The organism is Rhodococcus sp. AD45-ID, assembly GCF_003023755.1.
Classification (GTDB): domain Bacteria; phylum Actinomycetota; class Actinomycetes; order Mycobacteriales; family Mycobacteriaceae; genus Rhodococcus_F; species Rhodococcus_F globerula.
The window spans coordinates 360,723-377,485 of the sequence record NZ_PYHL01000003.1; the positions used below are offsets into that span (position 1 = coordinate 360,723).

15 protein-coding genes are annotated in these 16,763 nt (G+C 61.9%); 4 read left to right on the forward strand and 11 right to left on the reverse strand.

Annotated features, from left to right (window positions below; genetic code table 11):
- Nucleotides 1-6 precede the first annotated feature (6 nt).
- The 4 genes from C7T36_RS25770 to C7T36_RS25785 are packed head-to-tail and all read right to left on the reverse strand — an operon-like array spanning nt 7 to nt 4,144.
- A complete protein-coding gene (locus C7T36_RS25770; RefSeq protein WP_033232321.1) occupies nt 7-870 on the reverse strand; it encodes a TIGR03619 family F420-dependent LLM class oxidoreductase in 864 nt (287 codons plus the stop codon).
- Nucleotides 871-903: 33 nt separating this feature from the next.
- Nucleotides 904-2,085 (reverse strand): thiolase domain-containing protein, encoded by a 1,182-nt coding sequence (locus tag C7T36_RS25775; RefSeq protein WP_033232320.1) that lies wholly within the window; start codon nt 2,083-2,085, stop codon nt 904-906.
- A complete protein-coding gene (locus C7T36_RS25780; RefSeq protein ID WP_033232319.1) occupies nt 2,085-3,155 on the reverse strand; it encodes a thiolase domain-containing protein in 1,071 nt (356 codons plus the stop codon). The genes C7T36_RS25775 and C7T36_RS25780 overlap by 1 nt, the downstream gene beginning before the upstream one ends.
- Nucleotides 3,156-3,166: 11 nt before the next feature.
- A complete protein-coding gene (locus C7T36_RS25785; protein ID WP_179300839.1) occupies nt 3,167-4,144 on the reverse strand; it encodes a Zn-ribbon domain-containing OB-fold protein in 978 nt (325 codons plus the stop codon).
- Between the two features lie 73 nt (nt 4,145-4,217).
- Here C7T36_RS25785 and C7T36_RS25790 point away from each other — a divergent pair, with 73 nt between their 5' ends.
- Together C7T36_RS25790 and C7T36_RS25795 are read left to right on the forward strand one after the other, a co-directional pair.
- Nucleotides 4,218-5,255 carry an LLM class F420-dependent oxidoreductase gene (locus tag C7T36_RS25790; protein ID WP_045068664.1) on the forward strand — a complete coding sequence of 346 codons (1,038 nt, stop codon included), beginning with the start codon at nt 4,218-4,220 and terminating at the stop codon, nt 5,253-5,255.
- A gap of 139 nt (nt 5,256-5,394) precedes the next feature.
- Complete coding sequence (locus C7T36_RS25795; RefSeq protein ID WP_045069691.1) at nt 5,395-6,345, forward strand: hypothetical protein; 951 nt, start codon at nt 5,395-5,397, stop codon at nt 6,343-6,345.
- Nucleotides 6,346-6,460: 115 nt separating this feature from the next.
- On the opposite strand, the gene C7T36_RS25800 is transcribed toward C7T36_RS25795, so the two are convergent.
- Nucleotides 6,461-7,285 carry a crotonase/enoyl-CoA hydratase family protein gene (locus C7T36_RS25800; protein WP_045068666.1) on the reverse strand — a complete coding sequence of 275 codons (825 nt, stop codon included), beginning with the start codon at nt 7,283-7,285 and terminating at the stop codon, nt 6,461-6,463.
- Between the two features lie 80 nt (nt 7,286-7,365).
- On the opposite strand from C7T36_RS25800, the gene C7T36_RS25805 reads away from it, so the two are divergent.
- Nucleotides 7,366-9,039: an acyl-CoA synthetase gene (locus C7T36_RS25805; RefSeq protein WP_045068668.1), complete on the forward strand. Its 1,674-nt coding sequence runs from the start codon at nt 7,366-7,368 to the stop codon at nt 9,037-9,039.
- Nucleotides 9,039-10,154, forward strand: coding sequence for a nitronate monooxygenase family protein (locus C7T36_RS25810; protein WP_033232313.1), 1,116 nt, complete (start codon nt 9,039-9,041; stop codon nt 10,152-10,154). Before C7T36_RS25805 ends, C7T36_RS25810 begins: the two co-directional genes overlap by 1 nt.
- Before the next feature lie 51 nt (nt 10,155-10,205).
- On the opposite strand, the gene C7T36_RS30295 is transcribed toward C7T36_RS25810, so the two are convergent.
- The 6 genes from C7T36_RS30295 to C7T36_RS25835 all read right to left on the reverse strand — a co-directional run bounded on the left by C7T36_RS30295 (nt 10,206) and on the right by C7T36_RS25835 (nt 16,753).
- On the reverse strand, nt 10,206-10,364 hold the full coding sequence (locus tag C7T36_RS30295) for a hypothetical protein (protein ID WP_165826328.1): 159 nt from the start codon (nt 10,362-10,364) through the stop codon (nt 10,206-10,208).
- Nucleotides 10,365-10,436: 72 nt separating this feature from the next.
- Complete coding sequence (locus tag C7T36_RS25815) at nt 10,437-11,174, reverse strand: FadR/GntR family transcriptional regulator (RefSeq protein ID WP_033232618.1); 738 nt, start codon at nt 11,172-11,174, stop codon at nt 10,437-10,439.
- 63 nt (nt 11,175-11,237) lie between these two features.
- Entirely contained in the window at nt 11,238-12,053 is an 816-nt protein-coding gene (locus C7T36_RS25820; protein WP_033232312.1) for an ABC transporter ATP-binding protein, read from the reverse strand.
- Nucleotides 12,050-14,125 (reverse strand): dipeptide/oligopeptide/nickel ABC transporter permease/ATP-binding protein, encoded by a 2,076-nt coding sequence (locus C7T36_RS25825; RefSeq protein ID WP_033232614.1) that lies wholly within the window; start codon nt 14,123-14,125, stop codon nt 12,050-12,052. Before C7T36_RS25825 ends, C7T36_RS25820 begins: the two co-directional genes overlap by 4 nt.
- Nucleotides 14,125-15,084, reverse strand: coding sequence for an ABC transporter permease (locus C7T36_RS25830; RefSeq protein ID WP_033232310.1), 960 nt, complete (start codon nt 15,082-15,084; stop codon nt 14,125-14,127). Before C7T36_RS25830 ends, C7T36_RS25825 begins: the two co-directional genes overlap by 1 nt.
- 43 nt (nt 15,085-15,127) lie before the next feature.
- Nucleotides 15,128-16,753, reverse strand: a complete 1,626-nt coding sequence (locus C7T36_RS25835; protein ID WP_045069694.1) for an ABC transporter substrate-binding protein — start codon at nt 16,751-16,753, stop codon at nt 15,128-15,130.
- Nucleotides 16,754-16,763 lie beyond the last annotated feature (10 nt).

Here is a 16,763-nt window from a genome sequence, read left to right on the forward strand (position 1 = left end):
TTTCCCTCACTGAATGTATTTCTCGGCGAACCTGCGCATGGAATCCTGCTTTGCCTCGAGCGGCGCGTCGAAGCCGATGCCGTCGAAAACCCAAGGAACCGTGATGATGTCGGTGACACCGGCGTCCTCGAGTTCGGCGTAGCCGTCTTTTCCGAACCGGTCGACGCACACGGTCTGGATCTCGTACGGTTCGTTCTCCTTGCCGTACTCGGCGCGCAGTTCGCGCAGTCTGGCGATGACGCCGACCAGATCGTCGAACTTGATCATCGCCGAAGTCCAGCCGTCACCCACCCGCGCCGCGCGCTTGAGAGCAACCTCGGTGTGGCCACCGACGTAGAACGGAACCGGTTTGGTGGGAGTCGGACTCATCTGTAGGCGATCGAAATCGAAGAACTCGCCGTGGTACTCGACCATACCGCCGCCGAGGATCAGCTTGATGACGTCGATCATCTCGTCTACCCGGGCGCCGCGACGCTCGTAGGGAGCCCCACACCACTCGAATTCTTCCGGAGCCCAGCCGATTCCGACGCCGAAGCCGAAACGGTTGTTCGTCAAAGCGGCGACGGACCCCACTTGGCGGGCGAGGAGCACCGGATTACGACTACCCAGCTTCAGTACCTGCGTGTAGAACTCGATTTTTTCGGTGACAGCGCCCATCGCGGCGGCGGCGATCAGCGGATCGACCCAGGGGGTTTCGGCAGTCCACATCCGAGACCCGTCCGGCGTGTACGGGTAGTCCGCCGTCTGGGTTTCCATGAAGAACAGTGAATCCGGCAATGCAATGGACGTAAAGCCGCACTCTTCAGCGGTTTTGGCGATACCGGGCAGCTGATCCAAGGGGTTCATCGCAACCCCGACGGTGTACTTCATTCTCGACTTCTCCCTGATCGACGGTTGGCGTATTTACGTGGTGGGGCGTTCGGAGCCGACGACCCACATCGCGAAGTACTGTGAGCCACCGCCGTACGCGTGACCGAGGGCCTTGCGTGCATCGGCTACCTGGTGGTCGCCTGCCCTGCGCATTACCTGCATCGCGGATTCGGCAAACCGAATCATGCCGGACGCGCCGATCGGGTTGGACGAGAGAACCCCGCCCGACGGATTGACGGGGAGCTTGCCGCCGATAGCTGTTTCGCCGGCTTCGGTGAGCTTCCAGCCCTGTCCTTCCTCGGCAAATCCGAGGTTCTCGAGCCACATCGGTTCGAACCAGGAGAACGGCACATAGATTTCGGCGCAGTCGATCTCGCTGAGCGGATCCGTGATTCCGGCGGCCTTCCAGAGCGCTGCCGCAGCATCGCGTCCGGCCTGGGGGTTGACCTGGTCGCGACCCGCGTAGGTTGTCGGCTCGGTGCGCATCGCCGTTGCATGAATCCACGCGACGGTACGGCCTCGAGCCTCGACCTCGGCGGCGGCCTCTTCGTTGCCGATCACCAGCGCGCACGCGCCGTCAGAGGACGGGCACGTCTCGTCGTAGCGAATGGGATCCCACAGCATTTGTGACGCCTGAACGGATTCGACGGTGATATCGGGCTGCTTGAGGTGCGCGTACGGGTTGATGCTGCCGTTGAGACGGTCTTTTGCGGCAACAATGGCACCGATGTGCGAGGGTGCCCCCGAGCGGCGGATATACGAACGGACGTGCGGCGCAAAGTAACCGCCGGCCCCGGCGCCGACCGGCATGTTGAAGGGAATCGGCGTGGACAGTGCCCACATCGCATTCGACTCCGACTGCTTCTCCCACGAAACCGTCAGAACCCGTTTGTGAACTCCGGATTTGACGAGGCTCGATGCCACGATCGCTGTCGAACCACCGACAGACCCGGCAGTGTGGACACGAAGCAACGGTTTCCCGTTGGCGCCGAGAGCATCCGACATGGCGAGTTCCGGCATCATCGATCCCTCGAACAAGTCGGGGGCCTTGCCGATCACCACGGCGTCGATGTCGTCCCAGCCGACATGTGCGTCGAGCATCGCGGCGTCGATCGCTTCGCGGACCAAGCCGGCCATCGACACGTCGTGACGCTTTGCGACGTAATGAGTCTGGCCGGTGCCGAGCACGGCCGCGAGTTGTGGCGTTCCGGCCATCAGTTCCGTCCCTCCAATACTGCTACCAGGTTCTGTTGCAGCACTGGGCCGCTGGTTGCATGGGCCAGTGCGCGATTCGCCTGGCCTCCCCAAATTGCCTGCGCTGCGTAACCGATACGTTCGAGACCACCCGCAAACATCGGGTTGCCGCTCAGCGGGCCACCAGACGGGTTGATCGTCGTTGCATCCGTGAGACCGATTGCCTCCTTGAGGATCAGTTCCTGATGGCTGAACGGTGCGTGGAGTTCGGCGATGTCGATGTTGCTGACATCGCCGCCCGTAGCAGCCTTCGCGGCGGATGCCGTCGACGGTGATGTCGTGAGATCACGTGCTCCGAGGTTCGGAGAGTCGATGCGGTGTTCGATGCCGGAAATCCAGGCCGGGCGCTCGCACAGGTCACGAGCGCGGGTGCCGGATGCCAGAACGATAGCGGCTGCTCCGTCGGTAATGGGCGCACAATCATGGGCGCGCAACGGATCTGCGAGGAAGGGACTGGCAAGCAAAGCCTCGATGTCGACCTCGCCGGCGAGCTGCGCGTTGGGGTTGCTCATCGCGTGACGACGGCTACGAGCGGTTACCTCGGCCATATCCTCGTGCGTCCACTTGCCTGCGTCGATACCGAGTCGTGCCTGCAGTCCGGCAATGGATACCGAATCGGGCCACAGTGGCGCAACAAGATACGGATCGAGTTGCATGGTGAGGATTTTGCGCAGGTGTCCTGCGGACGACTTGCCGAAGCCGTACACGAGGGCGGTATCGACCTCACCCGTCAAGATCTTGATCCACGCCTCGTAGAACGCCCAGGCCGCGTCCATCTCGACGTGGGACTCGTTGATGGGCGGAACGGCACCGATGGAGTCGATAGCCGAGATGAAGGAAAACGATCGTCCGGCAAGATAATCGGAAGATCCCGAGCACCAGAAACCGATATCGGATTTGGTGATTCCCAGGTCTTTGTACAGTTGCTGGAAACAGGGGACCAGCATTTCGACGCCGTTGGTGGTGCCGTGGGTCTCGCGTACGTGCGGGGCTTGTGCAAAGCCCACCACTGCGATGTCTGCAGAAGTCATGTCAGAAGCCCTCACAGGTGGTGTTGGAAGGTGGAGTACTCGGCGTCGGGTTCACCGGTCGGCCTGAAGTATTCGATGTTTTCGAGCGTGTAACCCCACTCCTCGCGTGGCTTCCACTTGGCCTCGACGCGCATCCCCATGCGCACGTCGGCCGCGTCGCATTCCAAGATCAGATGCAGGAACGGAATGTCCGCGCCATCGAGCAGCACGTAAGCCGCGACGTACGGAGGCTTGATCCGCTGGCCGAGAAACGGAACGTTGACGATGCAGAACGTCGTGACAGTGCCCTTGTCCGGCAGTTCGACCTGTTCCTTCGTCGGAAATCCATTGGTGGGATTGGCGCCGCGCGGGGGAATGTAGACCTTGTCGCCCGGGCCGCTACGTCCGCCGATGAGTTTGCCCTCGGCGAGCCCGCGGAGGTAGAAGCTCTCCTCAGCCGACGCGGAGTGCATGAAGTTCAAGTCGATAGGCGTCGTGATCATGGTGACTGGATCCGCGCTCGAATCGACTGAGGCGATACCATTTTCGCTTTCGCCAGGCTCGAAGCACTCGATGTCCGTGATCTGACCGACTCGCTCCGACGCCCACCGAGCGCGCACGCGCATACCGGTGCTGATTGCGCTGGGGGAGTCGACGTCGACCGCGTGAAGCATGGCGGTGTCTGCGCCGTCGAGCTTGATGAGGGCCCACGCGAACGGCTTCGTGAGCGGTTGCCCGTCGATCGGTTCCGGCATCCACGACCAACTCACGACGGTTCCGCCGTCGGACACTCCGACGAAGTCTGTGAGTGGTTCGGCGGTATCCGGATCGAATTCGGGTGGCGGCACAAAAACTCGACCGTTCGACCCGCGCGCCCCGATCACCTTGCGATCACGCAAGGCAGTTACGAATGCGCCGATGGTCGGCCCCGTCGATCTGGTGTAGTCGAAATGGAGATTCAGTGGTGCGCTCAGTGGCTTTTCGGCCACCCCGCTCTTTCCGATGGTCACAAGATCGAGTAGAACAGGTTCTAGAGATTGTGGCAAGGGTCACTTCTGATCACCGGAGACGTGGAGGCGCAAGATGAAGCTTGGGTTGCAACTCGGATACTGGGGCGCACAGCCCCCCACGAACGCTCCGGAACTGATCGAAGCAGCCGAGAACGCGGGCTTCGATTCGGTCTTCGCCGCGGAGTCCTGGGGGTCCGACGCTTTCACGCCACTCGCCTGGTGGGGATCGCGAACAGAGAACCTTCGGTTGGGCACGTCCGTCGTCCAGATCTCTGCACGCACGCCCACCAGTTGCGCCATGCACGCGCTCACACTCGATCATCTCAGTGGTGGTCGGACCATCCTGGGGCTCGGCGTATCCGGGCCGCAGGTTGTCGAAGGGTGGTACGGGCAACCGTTCGAAAAGCCGCTCGCGCGCACCCGTGAATACGTGGACATCATCCGCCAGGTCCTCGCTCGCGAAAAACCCGTCGCAAGCTCCGGACCGCACTACCCGCTGCCGTACAACGGGCCCGGAAGTTCGGGTCTTGGCAAGCCGCTCAAGGCGATTACGCATCCATTGCGCGCCGACATCCCTATTTGGCTCGGCGCCGAAGGACCCAAGAATGTTGCCCTCGCCGGCGAAATCGCCGACGGTTGGCTAGCCATCTACTACACCCCGAGGCTCGCACCGATGTACAACAAGTGGCTTGACGAAGGATTCGCGCGCGCCGGAGCGCGTCGTAGCCGTGAAGACTTCGAGGTAGCTGCTACCTGCCAGGTCATCGTCACGGACGATCGCGCAGCAGCCATCGCCAAGCTCAAACCCATGACAGCCCTCTACGTGGGCGGAATGGGCGCACCGGAGTTGAACTTTCACGCCCAGGTCTACAAGCGCATGGGTTACGAGAAGGAGGTCGACGAGATCGGCCGGCTCTTCATGTCCGGTCGCAAGGAAGAAGCTGCGGCGGTCGTCCCCGACGAAATGGTCACCGAGACCATGATCATCGGCAACCTCGACGAAGTTCGGGCCGGCGTGAAGCGCTGGGAAGAGGCCGGCGTCACGATGCTCCTCGTGACCTGTCGCGACGCCGATCATGTGCGGGAATTGGCGGCAGCGGTGCGGGGCTGACATTTTTTGAGCGAACGTACCTTTCAGCGCATCTGAGGCGATCAACGCCACTTTCGCACCGCGAAAGTTATCCACAGGTGCCGGTAAAACCCCAGGTCGCCGTCGATGGTGAGGGTGACTTGTGCGTCATGCTGCACTCATGCGTCGAGGCGAGTGGGGGCGGGACCCCGATGAGATTTACCGAGCCAGCACGAGCGGAGTAATCCGAGTGTCGGAGTTGGCGAGACTACGAGTGTCGAACTCAGCCGTTCACGGCAGATGCCGAGCCGGCGGGCCGTGGCAACGGATACTTCCCGGGGTCATCATGCTCGGAAACGGGCAGCCGACCCCACGGCAGCGGGCGGTAGCCGCGCTCATGTTCAGTGGCGCCGACGCGATGCTCACGGGTCGGTCTGCATTGGCAGAGTACGGATATCGCAGCAATTCGGGTGACGTGCAGGTTCTGATACCGATCCATCGACGTGCGCAGTCGGTCGGATTTGTGGTGGCGGAGCGCACTATTCGGCTACCTGAACCAGAGACGCGGAGCGGCCTGCGTTGTGCGCCGCTTCCGCGTTCACTGCTCGACGCGGCCCGGCGATGTAGGGGCATCGGTCCTACTCGGGCGCTGATTGCGGAGGTCATTCAACGAGGTGATGCGTCGGTGCGTGAACTCGCCAAAGAACTCGATGCGGGAAGTTGTCGTGGGTCCGCCCTTCCTCGGGCAGTGTTGCGTGAGGTGAACGCCAATCTGCATTCCGTCCCGGAAATCGAGGCGCGCGAATTGTGGAAGCGAAGTGGTCTGCCCGACATGTTGTTCAACCAAGAGATACGCGACGCGGACGGAAAATTCATCGCGATTCCGGATGGATGGATCGACTCTGTCGCATTCGCGTGGGACATCGATTCGTTGGAGTGGCACTTGTCGCCGACGGACTACAAACGCACGGTCGAGCGTCGGACGCGGATGCAAAACGCCGGAATTATCGTGCTTCCCACGGTGCCGAGCGCGCTGCGCACCGACCCTGAACGTGTCATCGACGACCTCAAGAGACATTTTGCGCTTGCTTGCTCTCGTCCGCGACCACAAGTGTCCGCCGTCATGAACTGATCAGAATCAGCATAAGCGGGACGAAGTGGACCGAAACAGACCAAGCGAACGTACCTTTCGTCGCCTTGGATGCGCCGAAAGGTACGTTCGCTCGAAAAGGGGAGTGGGAGGAGCCTCAGACTCCCTTGAACTTGGGCGCCCGCTTCTCGCCGAAGGCTCGGGGGCCTTCCTTTGCGTCCGCGCTCATGAAGACCTTCATGCCCAGCTCCGCGTCGATGCGGAAGGCTTCTTCCTCGTGCATGCCCTCGGTGTCGCGGATGGTCTTGAGAATCGCCTGGACTGCGAGAGGTCCGTTGGCGCTGATGAGTTCGGCAAGTTCGAGTGCCTTGTCGAGAGCCTGACCGTCCGGGACGACGTGGCCGATGAGCCCGATTTCCTTGGCTTCCGGAGCTTTGATGTGGCGTCCGGTGAGCAGAATATCCGCGGCGATGGTGTACGGAATCTGTCGGACCAGGCGCACTGCTGAACCGCCGAGCGGAAAGAGTCCCCACTTGGCTTCGGACACTCCGAATTTGGCGCTTTCGCCGGCGACGCGGATGTCGGTGCCTTGCAGGATTTCGGTTCCGCCGGCGATGGCGGCGCCCTCGACGGCTGCGATGAGGGGCTTGGTGAGCCGTCGGCCTTTGAGGAGACCTTCGATTTTGGACATGTCGACGCCGCCGCCGGCAAAGGCGTCTCCCGGGGGTTTGGCGGACATGTTCTTGAGGTCGGCGCCGGCGCAGAAATCGCCCCCGGCTCCGGTGAGGACGGCGACGCGGATGTCTGGGTCGTTGTCGACCTGATCCCAGGCGTCGACCATGATCGCCATCATGTCGCCGGTGATGGCGTTCTTCCGCTCGGGGCGATTCATGGTGATGATCAGGACGTGACCGCGTTTCTCCACGAGGCAGTGCGGTGCAGTTTCCGAAGTGTCGGATTTTTCGGTCGTCGTAGAGGACACTGATGGCTCCTGGGGCGTCTGTGAGCTGGCTCTCAAATTGGGTCTTGCCAGAAAAGGTAACACGTTCTACTTTGAAGGGCGTGGCCCTTAACATCGCAGACTTCGTAGAGCACTCGATCGACCTCGTTCCGGACCGGGTTGCACTGGTCTCCGATGATCGGGAGGTGACGTACGCGCAACTCGAGGACCGCGCCAACAGGCTCGGTCACTACCTGCGCGAACATGGCGTGAAGCCGGGTGACAAGGTCGGCATCTACTGCCGCAATGTCATCGAGGCAATCGAGGCCATGGTCGCGATCTTCAAGATCCGGGCGGTGATGGTCAACATCAACTACCGCTATGTCGAGAACGAGTTGCAATACATCTTCGACAATTCGGACATGGTTGCGCTGGTCGCCGAGCGTCGATACGCAGACAAGATCAAGAACGTTCTCCCGAACGCGCCCCTCGTCAAGTCGGTTGTCGTCATCGAAGACGGCACCGACGGCGACTACTCGTCGTTCGGCATCGAGTACGAAGCCGCACTGGCGCAGAGTTCGGGCGAGCGCGATTTCGAGGATCGCAGCAACGACGACATCTTCATGCTCTACACCGGCGGCACGACGGGTAGCCCGAAGGGCGTCATGTGGCGCCACGAGGACTGGTGGCGAGTGCTCGGTGGTGGCATCAACTTCGTTACCGGCGTTGCGGTCGAGGACGAGTACGAGATGGCGAAGGTCGGCGCAGCCAACCCGAGCATGGTTCGCTACCCGATTCCTCCGATGATCCACGGCGGCTCGCAGTCGGCGGTGTTCCACAGTCTCTTCGGTGGCGGAACCTGTTTGATGCACCCTGAGTTCGACGCCCATGAGGTATGGCAGAACATCGACAAGCACAAGGTCAACCTCATCTTCATCACCGGCGACGCGATGGCTCGACCGATGCTCGACGCGTTGATTGCCGGAAACCCGGAAACGGGTGAGCCTTACGACCTTTCGTCGCTGTACGTCATGGCAAGCAGCGCGGCGCTCTTCTCACCGAGCATTCAGGAGCAGTTCCTGGAGCTGCTGCCCAACCGTCTGCTCACAGACTCCATCGGAGCGTCGGAGACCGGCTTCGGCGGCTTGGCGGTTCTCTCCAAGGGGCAGAAGCACACTGGCGGTCCGACGGTCAAGATCGACGCCTCCACAACGGTTCTCGGCGACGACGGCAACGAGGTCGAACCGGGATCGGGTCAGCGCGGAATGCTTGCGCGCAGGGGCAACATCCCGCTCGGTTACTACAAGGACGAGGTCAAGACGGCCGAGACATTCCGCACCATCAATGGTGTTCGGTACTCGATTCCCGGTGACTATGCACAGGTCGAAGCCGACGGCACGGTCACGATGCTCGGACGCGGTTCGGTATCCATCAACAGCGGCGGCGAGAAGGTGTACCCGGAAGAGGTCGAAGGCGCGTTGAAGGCGCACCCCGACATCTTCGACGTGCTGGTGGTCGGTGTCCCGGACGAGCGTTTCGGGCAGCGAGTTGCCGCGGTGGTTCAGGTCCGTGAAGGTACGTCTCCGACGCTGCACGACATCGCCACAGCAGCACGCAAAGAGATTGCCGGATACAAGGTTCCGCGCAGCGTGTGGTTTGTCGACCAGATCAAGCGCAACCCGGCCGGTAAGCCGGATTACCGGTGGGCGAAGGCCGAAACGGAGTCCCGTGAGGCCGACGACCACAACGGCAACGGTGCTCCCGAGGCAAACAGTGCAGAGAGCGTGGAAGCCTGATGAGATCCGATCTTGCCGACAAGTTCGGCATCGAATACCCGATCTTCGGATTCACGCCGTCGGAGCACGTAGCGGCTGCGATCTCTCGCGCCGGCGGACTCGGAGTCCTGGGTTGCGTGCGATTCAACGATCCCGAAGAACTCGAAGCTGCCCTGACCTGGATGGACGAGAACACCGACGGTAAGCCGTACGGCGTTGACATCGTCATGCCCGCAAAGGTTCCCACCGAGGGCGGCGCGATCGATCTCGACAAGTTGATCCCGGCCGAGCACCGCGCGTTTGTCGATCGCACCCTCGACGAGCTCGGTGTGCCGCCGTTGTCCGACGACGTCGAACATGCCACTGGTGTGTTGGGCTGGCTGCACTCCGTTGCCCGCTCGCACGTCGATGTTGCTCTGGGGCATCGAATTGCTTTGATCGCCAATGCTCTTGGTTCACCGCCGAAAGATGTCATCGATCAGGCTCATGCAAAGGGGGTCCCGGTCGCGGCGCTGGCCGGTGCTGTCGAACATGCCCGTCGTCATGTGGAGAATGGCGTCGACATCGTGATCGCGCAGGGCTACGAAGCCGGCGGGCATACCGGTGAGATCGCCTCCATGGTGCTGGTTCCCGAAATCGTCGATGCCCTCGGTGACTCTGCGGCCGTGTTGGCTGCCGGTGGAATCGGAAGCGGTCGACAGGTGGCTGCAGCTCTTGCGCTCGGTGCGTCCGGAGTGTGGATGGGTTCGTACTGGCTCACCACGTCGGAGTACAAACTGGGCAGCGCGTCAGGGGAAGGGCCGTCGGCAATTCAACGTGCATTGCTGAAAGCGACGTCGGCGGACACCGTTCGGTCCCGGATCTACTCGGGCAAGCCGGCGCGGTTGCTCAAGACGAAGTGGACCGAAGCGTGGTCGAAGCCCGGCGCACCGGACGCGTTGCCGATGCCGTTGCAGAATCTTCTGGTCAGTGATGCGCACCAACGTATTTCGGCGTCGGAGAATCCTGATGTCGTGGCAATGCCGGTCGGTCAGATCGTGGGGCGGATGAACGAGATCCGTCCGGTCGCCGAGGTTATGGCGGAGTTGGTTTCCGGATTCGAAGATGCGCGTGCGCGTCTCGACTCCATGAAATAGCAGACAGAGCAAGAGGCTCTCGGCCACAGTGGCCGAGAGCCTTTTGTTGTTTCAGCCCGCCAAGTCGTCCGGTCCGACGTTGTCGGCCAGCCATTCTCCGCGACTGAGCACGCCGCCGTCGTCTCGACGACGGGCGATCACGAAAATGACCAGGGCAGCGGCGGCGACCAACGCGAGGATGCGCGATGGCGTCAGGTTCGGATTCTTCATACTTGTAATTTTGCCGCAAGATCTGTCGGCATGGGAGATACCGTGTCGAAGATCAATGCTGCCTTGAATGTCCTAGGTCGATGTGTCCGCGTGCAGGTTTCCGATCCGCTGTCGTAGACCACCGAAATGCACGTCGAGAGTGTGCGCAGCTTCGATGGCATCGCCGGTACGAATAGCGTCGAGAATTGCGCGATGCTTCGACGCTATATCGACGAGCGGTGTATCCGAATGCCCGATTGCCTGCTGGATTTCGCTGTACACCTGCCAGAAGACATCCATCAATTGTGCAAGCACCTGATTGTCGAGCGGTGAATACAACCGGCTGTGGAAAGTCGCATCGATATCGGAGAAATTCTTTCCGGCTGCTGCGCGGACTTCCATCCCTGTGACGAGTTCGTCGAGAGCGTCGTGGTCCTCGGTGGTCATCTCTGCCATTGCGGCGCCGATCAGACCGGTTTCGAGAGCCTGACGGATATCGACCAATTCCATCGCTTCGTGGCCGGTGCCCTGAAGTGACAATCTGCCCCGGAACGTCAGGCCGTCGGCCAGCGCGTCGAAGTTACTCGGAGCGACAAACATTCCGAAACCGTGCCGGATTTCGACGACGCCCAAGGCCTGCAGAACCTTGAGAGCCTCGCGCAGAGTGTTCCTGCCGATTCCCAGTTCTTCGGAGAGTTCCGCCTCGGTGGGCATCGGATCACCGGGGGAGAGCCGACGATCCAGGATCAGGTTCATGATGTCTGATTGAAGTGCGCGCATACGGTTCTGCGCGCTGAAACGAGCACGCGGTGTGCCACTCCGAACAGACATCGATTCCCCTTTTCCGAATTGAACGTCCTTCATCCTATGTCCGCTTGTCGACTCCATCGGGTATCACGCATCCACGGTGCGTTGCAGCAGGCTTGGGGCCGCGCCGAGCAGTTTTGCGGTGTAGGCGTCGGACGGGTTGTCGAACACTTCTTGCGCAGTTCCCTGTTCGACGATCCGCCCGGCATTCATCACGACAATGCTGTCGGAGACGTAGCGAACGGTCTGGATATCGTGCGAGATGAAGACCATTCCCAGCCCGAGTCGTGCCTTGATGTCGCTGAGCAAATTCAGGATCTGCGCGCGCACCGACACGTCGAGTGCGGATGTCGGCTCGTCGGCGACGATCACGTCCGGTTCGAGTGCCAGCGCACGGGCGATGGCAACGCGCTGGCGCTGTCCGCCCGAGATCTGACTCGGGATGACTTCGAGCGCGGATTGGGGAAGCCCGACCAGTCCGACCAGTTCGCGGACCCGAGCAGAGCGGGTGGAACGATTCCCGATGCCGTGTACGTCGAGTGGATCGGTGAGGATGTCGGCCACCGTCATTCGCGCATTGAGCGCGGTAGCCGGGTCCTGGAACACGATGGAGATAGCGCGCCCGAATTCCTTGCGGACCGACGCCGATCGGGTCAGGGCACTCTGTCCACGAAAGACGACGTCGCCCGACGTCGGCTTCTGCAGTCCGACCATGACCTTCGCGAGCGTCGACTTGCCGCAACCGGACTCGCCCACGATGCCGATCGTCGTCCCTCGTCGCACGGCGATACTGACATCGTTGACGGCGTGCACGGTTCCGGGTTTGAACAACGATCCCGAACGAGTCTTGTGGACGACGTGAATGTTCTTCAGTTCCAGGATGGGTGTTTCGGCTGTGGTCATCGCACGCTCTCCAATTCCGATTCTGCGGATACGGGTGCCGCGGACTGGTTGGCGAACCAGTGCTCGGTCCCGCCGATCCGAACCATCTCGGGCTTTCGGTGGGGATCGGAATCCGGACGCAGGGAACGTTCGGCAAAACGGTCACCGGTGGCGAAGCTGCCGGGCGACGGCACGGTTCCCTGGATCTGGTGGAGCCGCGGAGCCTCGTCCTCGATGGAGAGAACGGCGCCGAGGAGGCCCTGGGTGTATTCGTGACGCGGATCGATGAGCAGATCGCTGGTGGGCGCTGACTCGACGACCTGACCGGCGTACATCACCGTGATCTTGTGGGCGAGCGAAGCAACGAGTGCAAGATCGTGGCTCACGAAAACCATCGCAAAGCCGAGCTTTTCCCGCAGATCGTTGAGCAGGTCCACAACCTGAGCCTGGACGGTGACGTCGAGAGCAGTGGTGGGCTCGTCGGCGACGATCAGGCGCGGGCTACGCGTGAGCGACATCGCGATGAGGACGCGCTGGCGTTGACCACCCGACAACTCGTGCGGGTAGCTGGCAAGCGTGCGAACCGGGTCGAGTCCGACAAGTTCGAGAAGTTCCTCGGCGGTACGTGTTCCGCCTCTTTTGGTGAGCTGCTTGAACTGGGCGCGGATCAACATTGCCGGGTTCAGGGAGCTGAGTGCGTCCTGGTAGATCATGGCCATGTCGTGTCCGCGAAGCTTGTTTCGTTCCCGGTTGTTCAGTTCGAGGACGTTGACGCCGTCGAAGAGGATCTCACCGGTCACCACTGCGGTCTTGGGCAGCAGGCCCATGATCGCCAGTGACGTCAGCGACTTGCCACAGCCTGATTCGCCGACCAGAGCCATCGTCTCGTTCGGGCGGACCGTGAAGCTGACGTTGTCGACGATCGCGGTGTCGCCGTAGCGTTCCGGGAAACGGATCGTCAGATTGCGTACCTCGAGCAGTGGAGCGGCGTCGCCTTCGTAGACAAGTCGATCGGTGCGTGTCCGTTCGGTTTCCGCCAGGATCTTCAGGTGCGTTTCGAGTGGCGTCGGCGCGACGACCGGTTTCAGCGCCTTGGTGACAATGACACTCGAGTCGGCGAAGTCATCACTGACAACCAGTGATTCGGCGTCTCGCGCGGCCTCTTCTTCCAGGATGAGCTCGTTGGACGTTTCCTCCGCAGCGGCGGTGCTGGCTGATTCGAGAGCTGTCTTCTTGGTCTTCTTCAGGCTCGGATCAGCCATCGCGTCGGTGAGACCCTCGGCGAGGACGTTCAGGGAGAGCACGGTCAGAAGAATCAGCAGACCGGGGAACACCGTTGCCCACCAACCACCGAGCAGGACCATGTTCTTGCCGTCGGCGATTACCGATCCCCACGACGGGTCCGGTGGTCGCACGCCCGCGCCGATGAACGACAGGCTGGCTTCGAGCACGATGGCGTCGGCAACCATGACCGTGCAGAACACGAGAACAGGGGCAGCGCAGTTGGTGACGACGTGCTTGACGACGATGTGGGAAGTGCTTGCCCCGATGACTTTTTCAGCGGCGACGTAATCCTCGCCGTACTGGGCGAGCACGTTGGCGCGAACGACACGCGCAACCATCGGGGTGTAGAGGAAGGCGATGGTGACGATGAGGACGGGGATCGAACCGCCGAACGCTGCAACGAGGACGGCTGCGAGCGCGATGCCCGGGAACGCCATGACGACGTCGAGCACACGCATGATGGTCTCGTCGACGGACTTTCGGCTGGTTGCGGCCACCGAACCGATGAGGGCGCCGGCGCACAGTGCCAGGAAGGTGGACCCGAGGCCGATAGTCAGTGACCAGCGTCCGCCGTACAGCAAGCGGCTGAACAGATCTCGGCCGAGACTGTCCTGGCCGAACCAGTGTTCCGCGCTGGGGCCGGACGTACCCACAGCTTGTTCGAGCGGGCTGTACTGCGTGATGAGCGGTGCGAACAGGCAGGCGAGGACGATGATCGCGAGGACGGCCATCGAGAGCCAGGCGGAGAGGGGAAACCGTGAAAAGGTGATACCGGGACGCGAAAGCTTCTCGGTGAGTTTTCTTCTCATCATGCTGCGCTCCGAAGTCGTGGATTGACAAGCAGGTAGAGGATGTCGACCGCGAGGTTGACGACGACGAAACCGACTGCGATGACGATGACAACACCCTGGACAACTGCGGGGTCGCCGTTGGTGACGCCGTTGATCATGAGCTGACCCATGCCGGGTAGGCCGAAGATCTGCTCGATGACAACGGCGCCGCCCAGGAGGTAACCGACGCGCAGACCCAGAACGGTGAGCGGGTTGATCAGCGCGTTACGCAACACGTTTCGCCCGATCACCACGGGGTAGGGCAGGCCGCTTCCGATGGCCGTGCGGACGTAATCCTTGTCCAATTCCTCGACCATGGACGTGCGGATGATGCGGGTGAGTTGAGCCGCGACGGGGAGTGACAGAGACAAGGCGGGGAGCGCCATGTACCACAGCCAGTCCGTGACCGAGTCGGCCGGATTGACGTAGCCGCCGGTGGGGAACCACCCGAGTTTGACAGCCAGATACTGAATCATGAGCAGCGCCAACCAGAATGACGGTGCGGCGACGCCGGCGAGTGAAACCACCCGGATGACCTGATCTGGCCAACGATCACGGAACAGGGCGCTGGTGACACCGAAGATCAGTGAGAGCACGATGGCGATCACCAGGCCCAGAACAGTGAGCTGAATCGTCAGCGGCAGTGCCGTGGAGATCGAATCCAGCACCGGGGTACCGGAAATCAGGCTGTCACCCATGTTCCCACTGAGGAGATCGGTGACGAAGTGGACGTACTGCAGCGGCAGTGGGTCGAGCAGTCCGTTCTCTTCCTTGAACTGCTGCAACTGTTCTGCCGTCGGGTTACCACCGTTGAACGCCGCCGTTGCGGGATCGGTGGGCGCGAACTGCATCACGATGAAAACAAACGCGATGATGCCGAGGATCAGGGGGATCAGTATCAGTAATCGCCTGATCAGCATGGGGAGGACTCTGGCCATCGGGGGATCTCTCAGTTGATGGGAAATTGCCGCGCGCGGGCGATCAGGCCGGCTTTGCCGCAAGCAGGTTGACGCCGGGGTACGGCAGCGGGGTGACGTCGGTGATCTTCTGCGGATCCCACGCGGTCAGCAGTTCCTGATGCAGAACCGGGTAGTAGACAGCGTTTTCGGCGATCTGGTTCAGGTACGACTGCACGAGGGTGCTGCGCTTGGCGGGGTCCGTCTCGCGAGTTGCCTCGTCCATCGTGGCGTAGATTCTCTGAGCCTGCGGCGTGTCGTCCCACTTGGCGTACGTCTTGGTCCACAGGCCGCCCTTGCTGTACGTGTAGCGAACGAGAAGGTCGACGTCGGATCCGAAAGCCTGCGGGTTCGACGTGCCGGCCGCGATCTGGAACTTCTGGCCACTGTTGAGCTTGCTGACCATCGCACTGGTGTCCTGCGGCTCGAGCGTGGTGTTGAATCCGACTGCGTCCCAGGACTCTTTGATAGTGGGGAGGCAATCGGCGAGCCAACTGACGTTGGTGGAGAGCAACGTGAGGTCGAGTCCGCTGACGCCGGCGGCAGCGAGGAGCGAGCGTGCCTTGTCCGGATCGTACGAGTAGACGGTGGACGCGCGCGAGTAGTCGGGATTGCGCTCGTACAGGTAGCTCGTGGCCGGAGCGGCCTTGCCGCCCAGGGCGATCTCGATCATCTTCGGAGTGTTGAGAGCGTAGAACATAGCCTGGCGAACACGAACGTCGTCGAACGGTGCCTGCGTCGTGTCGAAGAGCAGGTACATCAGGTTCATGCCCGGATTGCCCTCGACGGTACGTCCACCGGACGTCAGCGTCGGGACGTTCGCGACGGGGATGTTGTCGGCGAGCTGAGCGCCGGCATTGTTGCCCGACACTCGTGCGATACGCGAGGACGTGTCGACGATGGACAGCCAGTTCATGGTCGAGAAGTTGGCCGGACGCGGGCCGTTGTACGCGGGGAAGGCCTCGAATGCCGTGTTGCTCTTGGGAGTATGGCTGGTCACCTTGTACGGACCGGAGCCGACCACGAGCGCGCCGGACTTGGCTTCGTCCCAATGGCCGTCGAAGACATGCTTGGGCATGATCTTGGCAATCGAAAGGCGTTGAGCGGCAGCGCTGAACGGGTAGTTGAAGTTGAGCGTCACGGTCTGATCGTCGACCTTGGTGACGGACTGCAACCAGGAAGAGAAGAAGGCGCGGATCAGCACGTTCTGCTGGGGATCGAGAATGCGCTCGAAGCTGAAGACAACGTCGTCCGAGGTGACCGGGGTGCCGTCGTGCCAGGTGGCGCCGTCGCGGATCTGCATGGTCCAACTCGACGCCGTGGTGTCCGTGGGAACAGTCTTCGCCAGCGCGGCATACGTCTCGCCGGTGGCCGGATCGTTCTCGAGCAGGCCTTCGTACACGTGGTTGACCGCGGCCATCAGGAAGCCGGATGCGGTCTGCATCGGATCGAAACTCTGGTCGTTTCCGTAACCGATGGCAGTGGTGAGGTCGCCCGTGGACGAGGAGCCGCCCACGGCCGAGGTCGACGAGGGGCCGCCGCCGCACGCTGCGAGTGTTGCGGTGATACCTGCAGCTGCTCCGAGCAGGCCGGTGTACCGGAACAGGTCCCGGCGGGTGATGGCGGAGCTCAGCGGTCGTTGGTTCTTCAAGGCGGCCTCC

Excerpts from the sequence above, each read along its gene's own strand:
- C7T36_RS30295 (WP_165826328.1), bottom strand. The coding sequence starts at position 10,364 with ATGAAGAATCCGAACCTGACGCCATCGCGCATCCTCGCGTTGGTCGCC.
- C7T36_RS25775 (WP_033232320.1), bottom strand. The coding sequence starts at position 2,085 with ATGGCCGGAACGCCACAACTCGCGGCCGTGCTCGGCACCGGCCAGACT.
- C7T36_RS25820 (WP_033232312.1), bottom strand. The coding sequence starts at position 12,053 with ATGACCACAGCCGAAACACCCATCCTGGAACTGAAGAACATTCACGTC.
- C7T36_RS25790 (WP_045068664.1), top strand. The coding sequence starts at position 4,218 with ATGAAGCTTGGGTTGCAACTCGGATACTGGGGCGCACAGCCCCCCACG.
- C7T36_RS25815 (WP_033232618.1), bottom strand. The coding sequence starts at position 11,174 with ATGTCTGTTCGGAGTGGCACACCGCGTGCTCGTTTCAGCGCGCAGAAC.
- C7T36_RS25795 (WP_045069691.1), top strand. The coding sequence starts at position 5,395 with ATGCGTCGAGGCGAGTGGGGGCGGGACCCCGATGAGATTTACCGAGCC.
- C7T36_RS25830 (WP_033232310.1), bottom strand. The coding sequence starts at position 15,084 with ATGGCCAGAGTCCTCCCCATGCTGATCAGGCGATTACTGATACTGATC.
- C7T36_RS25825 (WP_033232614.1), bottom strand. The coding sequence starts at position 14,125 with ATGAGAAGAAAACTCACCGAGAAGCTTTCGCGTCCCGGTATCACCTTT.
- C7T36_RS25780 (WP_033232319.1), bottom strand. The coding sequence starts at position 3,155 with ATGACTTCTGCAGACATCGCAGTGGTGGGCTTTGCACAAGCCCCGCAC.
- C7T36_RS25810 (WP_033232313.1), top strand. The coding sequence starts at position 9,039 with ATGAGATCCGATCTTGCCGACAAGTTCGGCATCGAATACCCGATCTTC.
- C7T36_RS25770 (WP_033232321.1), bottom strand. The coding sequence starts at position 870 with ATGAAGTACACCGTCGGGGTTGCGATGAACCCCTTGGATCAGCTGCCC.